Source organism: Mixta hanseatica (assembly GCF_023517775.1).
GTDB classification, from domain to species: Bacteria; Pseudomonadota; Gammaproteobacteria; order Enterobacterales; family Enterobacteriaceae; genus Mixta; species Mixta hanseatica.
This window is the reverse complement of the sequence record NZ_CP082904.1, coordinates 481975-497075: the sequence shown is the minus strand read 5'-3', so window position 1 is coordinate 497075 and position 15101 is coordinate 481975. Positions and strand designations below refer to the sequence as shown.

Below are 15101 nucleotides of genomic sequence, written 5' to 3'. Positions count from 1 at the left end.
TGCGGTAATTCCCCTGCGGCGTCAAATTCACTTCGCGCTCTTTTCGCGCGGTTTACGCAGCACTTCGTTAATTTCCGGCTTATCTATCGGTCCGCTGATGTGATAACGCAGCAGCGAAATTTTGTTCCACAGCGGCGCCAGCACTTTGCTGGCGGCGAAAACCGCCGCGCCGACCACGGGATTGATAACGAATGCGGTGGCGACGCCTACCGATGCCGAGATTTCAGGCGCGACGACCGCCTCCATATCGATCTGCCGCTGCACCAGATCCAGCTTGCCCTGCATGGCGATATCCGCCTCAAGGCCATCGACCAGTAAATTGTCGGTTTGCATCACGCCATCTTTAATCCATGCCGTGCCGTTAATCGAGTCAAACCAGAAGCCTTCGCTAAAGGTATCGTTAAAATCGAGACGCAGCTTGCGCAATAGCGCATCGAAGCTCACCAGACGCAACAGCTGGCCAGCGCGTCCGCTACTGACATCTGCGATTTGCCCTTTACCAAAATGGGTTTTCAGCAGCCCGCTCAATGAAGATTCCGACGGTTGCCAGGGCGCGGCGCGCCAGTGCAAATCATATTCCAGCGCAAAAGGCGCATCGCGCAGCGGCGTATTGACGCCGAACCAGTTGGTCGCATTATTGATATTGCTGCCGCTCAGCTTGCCTTTAAGCGAGGTGCGCTGTTCATTAGCACGATTCACCCACTCTCCGCTCACGCTCAGACGCGAACTGCCGGTATCCACCAGGCCATTGGTCAAGGTTAAGGTATCGTTCTGCGGCGTCAGGTTGGCCTGGATACGGCCGAATTTTTGCCCGCGCAGCCAGCATTCGTCACAGTTAATCTGCAACGCCGGCCAGGCGGCAAAGTTAATCGCCATGCTTTCCTGCGACAATGCGGTGCCAGAGGCGTCGCTGTTGCTTTTCCATTCAGGATTGTAATAAAGCCAGCCAAGATGCGCGCGCCACGGACCGCTGGCAGGAATATCTAGCTGGCCGTTGATCTCCTTACTTTGCGCGTCAACCTGTATGCCGCCGGCCATTAACTGCCGTAGCGTTACCTGCGTATCGTGCCACTGCTGACCCGCCAGCTGAAGCGCGGGGGTGCTCAGCGTGATATCGCCCGGCAGCCTGTTACTACTGATGGCGCTACCGCCGCCCGCTTTTGGCGTGGGGTTCTGCGTTCCGCCGTTGGCCATCAACAGTTTCAGCCAGCTGTCGCCATCCAGCGGCGGCAGGTGCAGCGTCATGCCGCGCGTGTCCGGTAAGGCGGGCGTGCTTTTCGCCTCGTTCAGCCAGATACCGCGATCGAGGCGCAGCTGTTTCCCGAGCAGCCAGCGGCTGTTAAAACGCTGCCGATTCGCTATCGCGCCCTGTAAATCAAAGTGTTGCAGATCGCCGGTGGCGGTGATCTTCAGCGGCAACGCTTCGCCGCGCTTTTTGCCCAACGGCGAAGGTAAGTTACTGCTTACTTCTTTCAGGTCGCCGGTGAGATTGATCTTATAATTCGCCCCGCCCTGATGCGGTAGCTTTATCGCTACATCTCCCCGCCAGGGGAGCGTGCCCTTCAGCTGTTGGCTGACCCCGGCAGGCAGCGGCGACAGTTTATTCACCTGCCAGTCTGCCGCCAGATTAACGCCGATTTGATAATCCTGCGGGCGCTCTTCGGTATGGAAATCAACCGTCACCGGCTGTCCGAACCAGTTGGCCCGCAGCGTATCGCTGCGCAGGTTGCCGTTATCATAGGTAAAGCTGCCGTTGAGTGCGGTTAACCGACTATTCAGCGGCACGACAAACAGACTGTTATCAGCAAGTTGTACATCGCCGCGCGCATGAACCAGCTTGCCGTCCAGCGGGATATCCAGCTGTAAATGTCCGCCGGTCTGCCCGCTTAGCTGTAGCTCATCCAGCGCGGCGCCCAGCGAAGATCGTAACGGCGTCTGCTTAAAATAGTCATGAATATCCGCCGCCTCGCCGCGTAGATCGCCGTTGATGATCAGCTTCTCTTTCAAGTAATCCGGTATGACGGCGCTAACGTTATTTGCCTGCACCTTCCCGAGCATCGCCTGCTTTGCTTTCATCCACAGGCCATCGTTAACAAAGTCGAGATCGATATCCATGTTTTCAAGCGCGGGCCAGCCCGGTTGGAAAGCGTAGCTTGCCCGACGCAGCGGCACCGCGACTTCAAACATGCCGTCGTTATGGCGGAAGGGGAACAGTTTCGGATTGCCGGCGAACAGCAGCGTGGCGTTAGTCGCCTGACCGCCCTTGATGGCGCCGCTGAGATAGTCAGTAAGATGGGTGCCCATCAGAGGCTCAGGGAAATAGCGCCAGGCGTCGCCGGCATCGGTTACGTTGATACCGGCCAGAATATCGAGACGTGGCGCCAGCCCCGCGCCCTGGCGATAGCTGAAATCCCCTTTGGCCCACAGGGATCGCGCCTGCACATCCAGGTTTTTGCCCTGTAGCGCCAACGCATTTTCACTGCGCTGCCAGCTTAGCGTGCCGGTGGCGCTGCTGATCTCCAGCGGGGCGCGGAACATCGTGCCGTAAGGCATTACCGCATCCTTAATGCCAATATCCAGACGCCCATCCGGCAGGCTGCCGCTCAGTGTGCCGCTGACATGCTGCGCGCCGGGCAGCAACTGCCAGTGTTGCCAGCTTAAATCGTGCCAGCGCGCCTGAAAGCGGGTTTGATCAGGCTGCTGCAGCGGAATATCCAGCGCCAGCGCATCAATTTTCCCCTGCGGCTGCAGGGTGCGCCAGTTTTCCAGCATCTGAGGGGACAGGCGAGAAAATAGCGGAATTAACGGCTCCAGCCGTTGCAGATGCAGCCCGGTAGCGCGTACGCGCAGCTCTTCCACATTCTGCGGATCCGGGCCGATAGCGTGCTGCGGCAGCCAGGCAAGAGAAAAGTGCCCTTTTGGCCAGGCCTGGCCGTCGGTACGCAGGCTATTTTGCGGCACAGTGACCGTCCAGCCGCTGCGCCAGCGCGCCAGATGCATCGTCAGGTTATCCACGTCCAGCCGATGCGCTTGCTTATCACCCTGCCAGCGCGCGCCGCCCTGTTTCAGCCAGACATCGCCATCATAGACTTCACCCTCTTTCAGGCTTAGCCAGGCGGCCAGGCTGAAGCGCGCACTCTGCAACGTGGTGTTGTCGCGCATCCATTGTCCCAGCCAGGGCTTGAGATCGACATCGTCCGCCTGTAACCAGATGCGACCATCGTTCAGCAGGCCGTTTTCATCATGCAAATCCAGACGTACCTGTACCACGCCATGCTGGCCGGTAAAGCTGGAGAGGTTCACTTCCCCTTCCGCACGGTGACGCGCTTTTTCGTTTAGCCAGCTCAGACGCGGGATCGACAGTTCGGCACGCTGACCGGAAAGGGTCTGGAAGCGAATGCGGCTATCGCGTAGATCGAAGTGATCGAACTGTCGCAGGAACAGTTCATTGATTTGCCCCGCCTTTAACGTATGGTTATTTTTATCATTACTGATGAGCGGCGAACGGCTATCGAAATCGAGCTGCCAGAAGGTCAGCTCACGAAACTGCCAGCGGGCATGTAACAGAGATTGCCAGACATCCAGCGCCAGCGTCACGCGGTTGATATCCAGCGAACCGCCGTCGGGCAGGGAAACCGCCAGCTGACGCACATCCAGCGTTGGCCCGAAGTTTTCCCAACGCCCGTTCAGGGAAGCGGCATCAACGGTTAAACCGGTCGCCGAGGAAACGGCGCTGAGCAGCGCGCTGCGATGATGATTAAGCTGCGGCATCACCAGCCGCAAGCCACTGACCAGTAGCGCAACGATCACGATTACCGCAGCGCCTGTAAGTAACAGGATCCTGGGCAGTTGCCTCACACACCTCTCCTTGCCTTGCGCACACTGAACGGATGAATAAGCTGGCTCCTATTCCCGAACGTGCCGTTGCAGCAGCCAGGGAGAATCAGGTCAGCAGAGTTTACCTGAAACAGACGCGCATTTTTAGCGCTTGACTGGAGAGAAATCGTCAAAGGCAGACCAAAATATTAACCAGATTTTACATCATCACGACGTCGAACTGTTCCTGAGTGTAAAGCGGTTCGATCTGCACTTTCACCTGCTTGCCGACAAACAGTTCCACTTCGGCCAGCGCGTGCGACTCGTCGCTTTTCAGCGCCTCGCCCACGGTGGGTGATACATAGACCAGGAAACGGTCGGAATCATAGGCATGATGAACGCGCACAATTTCACGCATGATTTCGTAGCAGACGGTTTCGACGGTTTTCAGCGTACCGCGACCTTTACAGACCGGGCAGTCCTGACACAGCACATGCTCAATGCTTTCCCGGGTCCGCTTGCGTGTCATTTCCACCAGCCCCAGCGCGGAGAAGCCGTTAATGCTGGTTTTCACCCGATCTTTACTCAGCGCGCTGTCCAGCGAGTGCAGCACGCGGCGACGATGCTCTTCATTATTCATATCGATAAAATCGATAATAATGATGCCGCCAAGGTTGCGCAGTCGTAGCTGGCGCGCAATCGCCTGCGTCGCTTCGATATTGGTGTTAAAGATGGTTTCATCAAGGTTGCGATGACCGACGAAGGCGCCGGTATTGATATCGATGGTGGTCATCGCTTCCGTCTGGTCGATGATCAGATAGCCGCCCGACTTCAGCTCAACCTTACGATCGAGCGAACGCTGAATTTCATTCTCCACGTCATAGAGATCGAAAATCGGCTGACGGCCGCTGTAATGCTCCAGCTTGGCGGTCATTTCCGGCATATATTCAGAGGTGAATTCCAGCAGTAGCTCATAGGTCAGTCGTGAATCGACACGAATACGATCGAGCGCGCTATCGGCAAAATCACGCAGTACGCGCTGCGCCAGAGCTAACTCGCCATACAGGCGGCAGCGCGTTTTATTGCGCTTTTTACGCTCGATCACCTTGGTCCACAGGCGCTTAAGAAACGCGGCGTCCTGCGCCAGCTCCTCTTCGCCAATGCCTTCCGCCGCGGTACGAATGATAAAGCCGCCCTGCTCGTCGCACCAGGCGGAAACCACCGCCTTCAGGCGATCGCGCTCGGCTTCGCTTTCAATGCGCTGCGATACGCCCACGTGCGAGGCGCCCGGCATAAACACCAGATAGCGCGAAGGCAAGGTAATGTCGGTAGTAAGGCGCGCCCCTTTGGTGCCCAGCGGATCCTTTACCACCTGCACCATCAGATCCTGGCCCTGACGCACCAGCTCGGCGATATCCCTGACGCTGAAGTTCTTCTGTTCTTCGCCAGCCACGCATTCGGTATGCGGCATAATATCGGAGGCGTGCAGAAACGCCGCTTTATCCAGGCCGATATCGACAAACGCGGCCTGCATGCCCGGCAGCACCCGACTTACGCGGCCTTTATAGATATTGCCGACGATGCCGCGTTTCGCTTCGCGTTCGATATGAATTTCCTGCAGGATACCGCCGTCAATGTAGGCCACGCGCGTTTCTGATGGCGTGACGTTAACCAGTAGCTCAGCCGTCATCATCTCCCCTTACTTACCTCACGCAACGATTGAAAATGGCTGAGCAGTTCGCGGGTTTCCACCAGCGGCAGGCCAACCACGGCGTGATAGCTTCCGTTAATTTTTCTGACAAAATTGCCGCCAAGCCCCTGAATACCGTAAGCGCCCGCTTTATCCATCGGCTCGCCGCTGGCGATGTAGTCATGAATATCCTGCGGCGTCAGCAAGCGGAATGTCACCTCCGTGGTGACCAGACAATCAAGCTCACGCTGACGATCCGCCAGCGCCACCGCCGTCAGCACCTGATGCGTCTGACCGGAGAGGCGCGTCAGCATCTCTTCAGCATGCCGCGCATCGCGCGGCTTTTCCAGCACTTCGCCGTTCAGCACCACAATGGTATCGGCGCCCAGCACCGGCAGATCCTGCGGCGCCGCCGCGACGCCCGCCTGGGCTTTTTCACGCGCCAGCCGACGCACATAGTGCTGTGCGCTCTCTTCCTCGCGGCGCCGCTCTTCAACGTTAGTCATAACGCGTTCGAAATGCAGGCCAAGCTGCGTCAGCAGTTCACGACGACGCGGTGAACCGGAGGCAAGATAAAGGGATAACATAGTTGTCCTTACTGAACAGCGAATTGACGACGAATCTTTCTCATCAATAAGAATAGCCACGGCCACAAAATACCGTCTACTACGCTACTCCAGAATATCTCTGGTCGGAACGAAATATTGATAACTAAAAACTCAGCCCAGAAAACAATGACATCCATCGCCAGCGACAGCACCATAACCATTAACGCCTGTTGCCACAACGCCAGGTTACGGAAAAGCTGGAACTTAAACGCCACCAGATAGGCGATAATGCTCAGCGCCAGCGCGCGCACGCCCAGCGTGGAACCGGAGATAAGATCCATAATGCCGCCCATCACAAAGCCGGTGCCAACACTCACCCGATGCGGTAACGCCAACAGCCAGTAGATCAGGATCAGCAACAGCCAGGAAGGACGAAACATATAGAAATCGTCCGGCCACGGCATAATTTGCAGTATCAGCGCCACCAGGAAAGAGAGCCAGATAACCCAGCGGCCGTGGCTGCGATAGCGGCTCAAGGACGGCCTCCCTGTGTGGCAGGCTGGTTGCCCGGTGCCGCGGCTCGGCTTTCGGCTGATGGTGCCGTCTGCGCTGGCGCGCTTTCGGTTTCCGGCGGCAGCGGCGGGCCCATCTCACCGGCAGGCGGCAGCACCTGCGGCATCATCTGCATCAGCCGTTCGTTCGCTACCCGATGAACCTCATCCGGCGCCATCGGCATATCACCGTTACGATCCGCGCCCCACAGCAGCAGCAAATAGCGCAGACGCTGCAGCCCGGCCGTCGGACGCGCCTGAATAACCGTATAGGCGCGCTGCGTATCCACTTTCACCGAGGAGACCACCGCCACCGGATACCCTTCCGGGAAACGGCCACCGAGGCCGGAAGTGACCAACACATCGCCGACGCGAATATCAGTATTGCCCGGCAGATGCTCCAGCTGCAGATCTTCAGTGCAGCCATTGCCGGCGGCGATAACCCGGATATCATTACGCAGTACCTGAATCGGCAGCGCATGCGAGGCATCGCAAATCAGCAGCACGCGGCTGGTCATCTGACCTACCGCAATCACCTGCCCGACGACGCCTTTATCGCTAATCACCGGCTGGCCTTCATAAACGCCGTTCACGCTGCCTTTATCAATCACCACCTGATCGGTATAGGGATCGGTGCCGGTAGAGATGACCTGCGTCACCATCTTGTGCTCATCCTGACGCAGCGGCGATCCTAACAGTTCGCGCAGACGCGCATTTTCCTGCCGGTATTGTCCCAGCATCAGCAGCTCGCTATTTTTCAGAAAGAGTTCGCGCTGCAGCGCTTTATTTTCCTGTTCCAGCTGCTGGCGAGAGGCCAGCGTATCAGCAACGCTGTCCAGAATTTGTCGTGGCCCGTTGGCCAGAAAATAGAATGGACTGACTGCCGTGTCCATATAGTTACGGATTTGGGTAAACGAACCCACGCGGCTGTCGGCAACAATAATGCCGATGGCCACAATAACCGCCAGAAAAAGGCGGAGCTGCAGGGAGGGCCCCCTGCTGAAAATTGGCTTCATAAACTCTGCGTATTCCCCGACATCAAAAAAAGGGAGTGTTGCTTTCGCCGCGCACTCCCTTCTGGCAGATTATTCTTCGCTGAACAAATCGCCGCCGTGCATGTCGATCATTTCCAACGCTTTACCGCCGCCACGTGCGACGCAGGTCAGCGGATCCTCCGCCACCACTACCGGAATGCCGGTCTCTTCCATCAGCAGACGGTCGAGGTTGCGCAGCAGCGCGCCGCCGCCGGTCAGTACCATACCGCGCTCTGAAATATCAGAGGCCAGCTCCGGCGGACACTGCTCAAGCGCCACCATCACCGCGCTCACGATGCCGGTCAACGGCTCCTGCAGGGCTTCGAGGATTTCGTTGGAATTCAGCGTAAAGCCACGCGGCACGCCTTCCGCCAGGTTACGTCCGCGGACTTCGATTTCGCGTACTTCATCACCCGGATAGGCAGAACCGATTTCATGCTTAATACGCTCTGCGGTAGCTTCACCAATCAGTGAACCGTAGTTACGGCGCACATAATTAATAATAGCTTCATCAAAACGATCGCCACCGATACGCACGGAAGAGGAGTAGACGACGCCGTTAAGGGAGATAACCGCCACCTCGGTGGTACCGCCACCAATATCCACCACCATCGAACCGGTTGCTTCAGATACCGGCAGGCCTGCGCCAATGGCGGCCGCCATCGGCTCTTCGATCAGAAAGACTTCGCGTGCGCCTGCTCCCTGAGCAGATTCACGGATTGCGCGGCGCTCAACCTGCGTGGCGCCGACCGGAACGCATACCAGCACACGCGGGCTGGGACGCATAAAACTGTTGCTATGCACCTGCTTAATAAAGTGCTGCAGCATTTTTTCAGTAACAAAGAAGTCAGCGATAACGCCATCTTTCATTGGACGAATAGCGGCAATATTGCCCGGCGTACGACCAAGCATCTGTTTTGCATCATGACCGACAGCCGCAACGCTCTTGGGGGAGCCGGCACGATCCTGACGGATAGCAACGACTGAGGGCTCATTCAGCACGATACCCTGGCCTTTGACATAAATCAGGGTATTCGCGGTACCCAGGTCAATGGACAAGTCGTTGGAAAACATGCCACGAAATTTTTTAAACATACTAAAGGATAATCCTGCAAGCTGGGGGCGGAAAATAAAATCCGCTTACTTTACCAACCACGCGAAGCCGCCACAAGGCGCAAAAACGTTCTACTTCGGTGAAAAATCACGCTATCTCGCGCTGGTTACCAAGTGATCGAAGTGATGCCACAATATTCGGCCGAAAAACCAGCTGAATACCCACGAAATCGGGCTGGTAAGCGGACATAACGGTTATAAAATCTAACATTTAAATTCCACGGCGGTTGGCCGCCGCAAACAGCCGCTGGCTCCCTAACCGCGCGTCATTATGTCAAATCATCCGGCTAAACCCGAACTCTTTGCGAATATTTTTTCACATTGCTGTTAACCGGCTGGGAAGTAGAGAAAAAGTCGCCCTGCCCGCCGGCAACGCCAAGCGCCGATAGCGTTTGCCACTCTTCCCGCGTCCTGACGCCCGCGGCGAAAACCTGCGCCGGCGTCATGGTACACACCTCCAGTAAACTCTTCACAAACAGCTGGTTTTCAGTGCGTCGATCAATATTACGCACCAGGCCCGGATGCAGCTTAATCAGCTCAACGCCCGCCAGGGTAATGTAGGCGGTGCTAACCACCGTTAATCCGGCCTGGCTGACGGCCAAACGGCAGCCAAAACCTTTCAGCAATCGCAGCGCCGGTTGCAAACGATTGAAGTGTTGACACACTTCTGCCTCAGCAAGTTCAAATAAAAAACGCTGCCGCTGCGATTTTGTACATTGCAGCAGCATATCGCGCAGCGTTCGCTGAAACGCAGGCTGTAATAACGAATCGATAGTGAGCGGAACCGCCAGCGTCTCTTCCGGCCAACAGGCGGAGAGCGCCATGATGCGCTGCATTAGCTGACGATCGTAAGCCTCCGCCAACCCCATCTGCTGTACCAGCGGCATAAACTCCGCCGCCAGCAGCTCTTTTTCACCGTCAAAAATTCGCGGCAGCATCTCTCGGTGATGAACATGGCCATCGCGTAATACGGCGGGCTTTTGATAGAGCCTCGGCCCGCCGCGCTTCAGCGTATGCTCCAGCAGCGTGCGCCATTTAACGCTGCCGCGTCCGCCGTCGGTATCCGCGCCTTCCGCCGTTACCCAGGTGTTGCCGCCCTGCAACGAGGCATGGCGCGTGGCTTGCTCAACGCTTTCCATCACCTGTTGGGTGGTTTGCCCGCTGCGCCACGCGCTGATGCCGATATGCATCATGTTTTGCCGGTCAATCATCGCCCCAGGCGGCAGCGCATCAACCGCTTTAATCAGCTGCGCGGCGATGCCGTCCGCCTCTTTTAACGTGCGGTGCGGCAGCAGAACCATAAAATCGCTGCGAAAGTAGCGTGCCAGCAGCGCGCCCGAATAGCGCATAACAAAGGTTGAAAGCATATTAACCAGCGAAAAGAGCGTGTCCTGTACCACGCTGCTGCCCCATATTTCGCTCAGGCTGTCAAAATCGGGCAGACGGATCATCATCACCACGCCGTGCGTGCCCACCTTCTCCTGATCTTCCAACAGCGTCGCCAGCTGATTGTCAAAAAACAGGCGGTTATTCAGGCCGGTCGCGGCATCCTGCGCGGTAAAGGCGCGGATAAGGGTATCGATGCGGGTGCGCTGTTCGCCCGCCTCCTGCAGATCGTCCAGCAGCAAATCGATGGCGGTAGAGGCTTTTGAAGGCCATTCATTCACATTGCCGCGCCCGATACCGCGCCGCTCGCCGTCAATAATTCGTTCAGCGCGCTTTTCCAGGCTTTCCATCCCCTTGAGTTGCCGCCATAGCCAGCGATGGGTGGGCACCAGCAGCAACAGCATAAAAGCCGCAGCCAGCACCACGGCAATGATCATTGAGGAGCCGAGCAGCGATTTAAACCGGGTATTTGCCGGGTCGAGCAGTTCAACGCGCAGCACCCAACCCTGCTGATGCAGCAGCGGCAAATCGTAACGGCGAAAGCGATTGGGTTCATCATCCAGCAGAGGATACTGGCGGCGGGATAGCGAAAGAATGGCGTTCTCTTTGCTGATAATTTGTAACTGTTCTATCGCCATCAACGGCATGGTGCGCCGTAGCCATGGCGTCAAGTCGGCGGGACTTTGCGTTAGCAGCGCCTGATCGACTTCCGTCCTCAACGCCTGTACCTGCTGTTCTGTCCATTCGCTGCGTAGCCAGATAAAGCTCAGCGTACAGCCTGCCAACATCAACACTATCGCCAGAGTAATAAGCAGCGTAACAAACGCTGAGAGTTTGGTGGTTAATCGCATCCCTGTGCCTTTTTCACTGCGGTTATGACCACGCCACTACGATAAGGAGCGGGTGCCAGAGGGTAAACATGCGGAAGGTATCGCGTCGCCAGCAGCAAAATAATCAATAGCCTGCGTTTTATTTGCGAACGGTCAGACTCTATTACCCTTCGGCGAGTATAGTTGCCAGAGGCTGTATCGTTACTATTGAATAACAAAATTCAGGAGAATCTCATGCAGGCTTTATTGATTGAGCAATCTGACGGCGCTTACCGCGTCGCCTTAAGCGATATTTCGCCACAGCAGTTGCCGCCGGGCAACGTCACGGTAGATGTTAGCTGGTCAGGCATCAACTATAAAGATGCGCTGGCGATCACCGGTAACGGCAAAATTATCCGTCAGTTTCCGATGGTGCCCGGCATTGATTTTGCCGGTAGCGTGCATCACAGCGAGGATCCGCGCTTTCACCCGGGTCAGCAAGTGTTATTGACCGGCTTTGGCGTTGGCGAAACGCACTGGGGCGGACTGGCGGAACAGGCGCGCGTCAATGGCGACTGGCTGGTGCCGTTGCCGGAAGGGATGACGGGGCGTCAGGCGATGATCTTAGGCACCGCCGGTTTTACCGCTATGCTGTGCGTTATGGCACTGGAAGATGGCGGTATTACGCCAGATAAAGGCGAGGTGCTGGTGACCGGCGCCAGCGGCGGCGTCGGCAGCACGGCAGTCGCCCTGCTCAGCGCGCTGGGCTATCAGGTGACCGCCGTCAGCGGGCGGGAAAGCAACACCGATTACCTGCGCCAGCTCGGCGCCGTTAAGGTGCTGCCGCGCAGCGAGTTTACGGCTGAAAGCCGACCGCTGGAGAAACAGCGCTGGGCCGGGGCGATTGATACCGTCGGCGATAAGGTGCTGGCCAGCGTGCTGGCGCAAATGCACTATTCCGGCGTGGTGGCCGCCTGCGGTCTGGCTGGCGGCTTTGCGCTGCCTACCTCGGTAATGCCGTTTATTCTGCGCAACGTGCGTCTGCAGGGCGTCGATTCAGTGCAAACGCCTGTCGCCCGCCGCATCGAAGCCTGGAAGCGCCTGGTTAAAACGCTGCCGGCCAGCTTCTATCAACAGGCCACCACGGAGGTGACGTTAGCGGAAGCCGCCGATGCCGCGCAGCGCCTGCTGGATAATAAAGTAACCGGTCGCACGCTGGTAAAAATCGCTCAGGCATAAAGCTCACCAGGAAATTTCATATTTTCGCGTGAAAACAGACGCGGGATGGCTGTTTTGCTTCATGCTTAGTTATCTGCTCCCTGCCCGCGCGGCGGGGGGCCTGCACAGGAGTAGAACCATGAAGCCGGTGAATAAGCTTACCGAAGCGGATGTAACCCCAGAAACGATTTTCCACCAGCAGCGGCGCCAGGTGCTGAAGGCGCTGGGCTTAAGTGCGGCTGCGCTTAGCGTACCCGGCGGCGCGCAGGCCGACGTACTCTCCTGGTTCAAGGGCAACGATCGTCCACCTGCGCCCGCAGGCCGTCCGCTGGATTTCAGTAAACCCGACGCCTGGCAGGCGGCGCTGCCGCTCACGCCAGAGGAAAAGGTCAGCGGTTACAATAATTTTTATGAGTTCGGCCTGGATAAAGCGGACCCTGCCGCCAACGCCGGCACGCTAAAAACAGAGAACTGGAAAATTCGTATCGATGGTGAAGTGGCGAAGCCGCTGACGCTGGATATGGACGATATATTTAAACGTTTTCCCCAGCAGCAGCGTATTTATCGTATGCGCTGCGTTGAAGCCTGGTCGATGGTTATCCCCTGGATTGGCTTCGAATTAGGCGCATTGCTCAAAGCGGCCGAACCGACCGGCAATGCGCGCTATGTCGCCTTTCAAACGCTGTACGCACCTGACCAGATGCCAGGGCAAAAGGATCGCTTTATTGGCGGCGGGCTGGATTATCCCTATGTCGAAGGTTTACGCCTGGATGAGGCGATGCATCCGCTGACGCTGCTTACCACCGGCGTTTATGGCAAAGCCCTGCCGCCGCAGAATGGCGCGCCGATCCGTCTGACGGTGCCGTGGAAATATGGTTTTAAAAACATTAAGTCGATTGTGCATATCAAACTGACGCGCGATCGTCCGCCTACCACCTGGAATCAGCTGGCGCCGGATGAGTACGGCTTTTTCGCCAATGTAAACCCGCACGTCGATCATCCGCGTTGGTCGCAGGCCAGCGAGCGTTTTATCGGCAGCGGCGGCATTCTGGATGTTAAACGGCAGCCTACGCTGTTATTTAACGGCTATGGCGAACAGGTTGCCTCTCTCTACCGCGGGCTGGATTTAAGGGAGAATTATTGAGTGCGCCTGACGTTAAAACAGATAACGAGCCTGAAAGTGCTGCTGCATCTGGCCGGCCTGTTGCCCCTGCTGTGGCTGATTTTCTCCGTGCTACAGGGCAGCGGATTTAGCGCCGACCCGGCGAAAGATATTCAGCATTTTACCGGGCGCACGGCGTTAAAGTTTTTGCTGGCAACGCTGTTGGTGACGCCGCTGGCGCGCTATGGCCGCCAGCCGCTGTTGATTCGCGTACGACGCCTGCTGGGGTTATGGTGTTTTGCCTGGGCCACGCTGCATCTGGCAAGCTACGCGCTGCTGGAACTGGGCATCAATAATCTGTCGCTGCTCGGCGCCGAATTAATTTCGCGTCCTTATCTAACGCTGGGCATTATTAGTTGGGTCATCCTGCTGGCGCTGGCGATTACCTCGTTGCAGAAGTTTCAGCGCAGACTTGGGCCACATTGGCAAACGCTGCACAACTTTATCTATCTGGTCGCGATTCTTGCGCCCATCCACTATATCTGGTCAGTTAAAGTGGTTTCTCCGCAGCCGCTTCTCTATGTGTTGCTGGCGATTCTCCTGCTGGCCTGGCGTTATAAGAAATTTCGCCGTTGGTGGCCCAAATAGCGGCATAATTTGTGCCGCATCCCACATATCTGCCTAACTTCAGAGAAAGTTTTTCCGCTCGCGTTGATAATCTCCGCAGATACGACCAGTATTTAGCTGCGAAAAGTAACGAAATAGATATAATGCCCGGCTTCGGTTGCGATGAAAGCCTCTTTTTCACTTCAGAAAGGTGACAAATGGCTTTTCACGAGGTATTTTACGCGATGCCTCACTTATTGCAGGAGATAGCAGCATAATGGCGCATAATTTTCATATTCTGCTCTTGAATGGCCCCAACCTCAATTTATTGGGGACGCGTGAGCCAGACAAATATGGGCATACCACGCTGTCCGGGATCGTAGACGATCTGACATCGCAGGCCAGCGCGTTGAATGTGAAACTAAGCCATTTACAGTCGAATGCAGAACACGTTCTGATTGATCGTATTCACGAGGCGAGAGGCAACGTTGATTACATCATTATCAACCCGGCGGCTTTCACGCATACCAGCGTAGCGCTTCGTGATGCGCTGCTGGCGGTGGATATTCCCTTTATCGAGGTGCATATCACTAACGTGCATGCCCGCGAGCCTTTCCGCCACCATTCCTGGCTTTCTGATATTGCTGCCGGTGTAATCTGTGGACTTGGCGTCGACGGTTACTCCTGGGCTTTACAAACGGCAGTAAAACGCCTGTCAAAATCAAATTAAACAGAGTACGGAACCACACTCATGGATATTCGTAAGATTAAAAAACTGATCGAACTGGTTGAAGAATCCGGTATCGCTGAACTTGAAATTTCCGAAGGCGAAGAATCAGTTCGTATCAGCCGCGCACCTGCAGCCGCTCCTTATCCCATGATGCAACAGGCTTACGCTGTACCGGCTCCGCAGCCGGCGCTGGCTACCGCCGTTGCCCCAGCCAGCGCGCCAGCGATCGAAGCGCCTGCCGCCGCTGAACTGAGTGGTCACATTGTTCGCTCACCGATGGTCGGAACCTTCTACCGCACCCCGAGCCCGGATGCTAAAGCGTTTGTTGAAGTGGGCCAGAAGGTCAATATCGGCGATACCCTGTGCATCGTTGAAGCCATGAAAATGATGAACCAGATCGAAGCAGACAAGGCGGGCGTGGTTAAAGCTATCCTGGTCGAGAGCGGTCAACCTGTTGAGTTTGACGAGCCGCTGGTCGTCATCGAATAACGAGGCGAA

General features: G+C 56.5%; 12 protein-coding genes. 5 read left to right on the top strand and 7 right to left on the bottom strand.

Going from position 1 to position 15101, the window contains the following annotated elements; genetic code table 11:
- Window positions 1-27: 27 nt before the first annotated feature.
- The 7 genes from yhdP to csrD form a co-directional block, all read right to left on the bottom strand.
- A complete protein-coding gene (yhdP, locus tag K6958_RS02345) occupies window positions 28-3858 on the bottom strand; it encodes an AsmA2 domain-containing protein YhdP (RefSeq protein ID WP_249893159.1) in 3831 nt (1276 codons plus the stop codon).
- Window positions 3859-4036: 178 nt separating this feature from the next.
- Window positions 4037-5506 carry a ribonuclease G gene (gene rng, locus K6958_RS02340; protein WP_249894571.1) on the bottom strand — a complete coding sequence of 490 codons (1470 nt, stop codon included), beginning with the start codon at window positions 5504-5506 and terminating at the stop codon, window positions 4037-4039.
- Window positions 5506-6093: a Maf family protein gene (locus K6958_RS02335; protein ID WP_249893158.1), complete on the bottom strand. Its 588-nt coding sequence runs from the start codon at window positions 6091-6093 to the stop codon at window positions 5506-5508. The genes rng and K6958_RS02335 overlap by 1 nt, the downstream gene beginning before the upstream one ends.
- Window positions 6094-6101: 8 nt before the next feature.
- Complete coding sequence (gene mreD, locus K6958_RS02330; protein WP_249893157.1) at window positions 6102-6590, bottom strand: rod shape-determining protein MreD; 489 nt, start codon at window positions 6588-6590, stop codon at window positions 6102-6104.
- On the bottom strand, window positions 6587-7621 hold the full coding sequence (gene mreC / locus K6958_RS02325; protein ID WP_249893156.1) for a rod shape-determining protein MreC: 1035 nt from the start codon (window positions 7619-7621) through the stop codon (window positions 6587-6589). Before mreC ends, mreD begins: the two co-directional genes overlap by 4 nt.
- Before the next feature lie 69 nt (window positions 7622-7690).
- A complete protein-coding gene (gene mreB, locus K6958_RS02320; protein ID WP_003855260.1) occupies window positions 7691-8734 on the bottom strand; it encodes a rod shape-determining protein MreB in 1044 nt (347 codons plus the stop codon).
- 305 nt (window positions 8735-9039) lie between these two features.
- Entirely contained in the window at window positions 9040-10989 is a 1950-nt protein-coding gene (csrD, locus tag K6958_RS02315) for an RNase E specificity factor CsrD (RefSeq protein WP_249893155.1), read from the bottom strand.
- A 213-nt stretch (window positions 10990-11202) separates the two neighbouring features.
- Between csrD and acuI the strand changes: the two genes are divergently transcribed.
- The 5 genes from acuI to accB all read left to right on the top strand — a co-directional run bounded on the left by acuI (window position 11203) and on the right by accB (window position 15092).
- The gene (gene acuI / locus K6958_RS02310) at window positions 11203-12186 is read left to right on the top strand and encodes an acrylyl-CoA reductase (NADPH) (RefSeq protein ID WP_249893154.1); all 984 of its coding nucleotides are present in this window, start codon (window positions 11203-11205) and stop codon (window positions 12184-12186) included.
- 118 nt (window positions 12187-12304) lie between these two features.
- A complete protein-coding gene (gene msrP, locus K6958_RS02305; RefSeq protein WP_249893153.1) occupies window positions 12305-13309 on the top strand; it encodes a protein-methionine-sulfoxide reductase catalytic subunit MsrP in 1005 nt (334 codons plus the stop codon).
- On the top strand, window positions 13310-13915 hold the full coding sequence (msrQ, locus tag K6958_RS02300) for a protein-methionine-sulfoxide reductase heme-binding subunit MsrQ (RefSeq protein ID WP_249893152.1): 606 nt from the start codon (window positions 13310-13312) through the stop codon (window positions 13913-13915). It begins immediately after the preceding gene.
- Window positions 13916-14150: 235 nt separating this feature from the next.
- Window positions 14151-14603 (top strand): type II 3-dehydroquinate dehydratase, encoded by a 453-nt coding sequence (aroQ, locus tag K6958_RS02295; RefSeq protein WP_249893151.1) that lies wholly within the window; start codon window positions 14151-14153, stop codon window positions 14601-14603.
- Window positions 14604-14624: 21 nt separating this feature from the next.
- Complete coding sequence (gene accB, locus K6958_RS02290) at window positions 14625-15092, top strand: acetyl-CoA carboxylase biotin carboxyl carrier protein (protein ID WP_085068405.1); 468 nt, start codon at window positions 14625-14627, stop codon at window positions 15090-15092.
- Window positions 15093-15101 lie beyond the last annotated feature (9 nt).

Coding starts and splice junctions, on each gene's coding strand:
- rng (WP_249894571.1), bottom strand. CDS start 5,506: ATGACGGCTGAGCTACTGGTTAACGTCACGCCATCAGAAACGCGCGTG.
- K6958_RS02335 (WP_249893158.1), bottom strand. CDS start 6,093: ATGTTATCCCTTTATCTTGCCTCCGGTTCACCGCGTCGTCGTGAACTG.
- mreC (WP_249893156.1), bottom strand. CDS start 7,621: ATGAAGCCAATTTTCAGCAGGGGGCCCTCCCTGCAGCTCCGCCTTTTT.
- mreB (WP_003855260.1), bottom strand. CDS start 8,734: ATGTTTAAAAAATTTCGTGGCATGTTTTCCAACGACTTGTCCATTGAC.
- csrD (WP_249893155.1), bottom strand. CDS start 10,989: ATGCGATTAACCACCAAACTCTCAGCGTTTGTTACGCTGCTTATTACT.
- acuI (WP_249893154.1), top strand. CDS start 11,203: ATGCAGGCTTTATTGATTGAGCAATCTGACGGCGCTTACCGCGTCGCC.
- msrP (WP_249893153.1), top strand. CDS start 12,305: ATGAAGCCGGTGAATAAGCTTACCGAAGCGGATGTAACCCCAGAAACG.
- aroQ (WP_249893151.1), top strand. CDS start 14,151: ATGGCGCATAATTTTCATATTCTGCTCTTGAATGGCCCCAACCTCAAT.
- accB (WP_085068405.1), top strand. CDS start 14,625: ATGGATATTCGTAAGATTAAAAAACTGATCGAACTGGTTGAAGAATCC.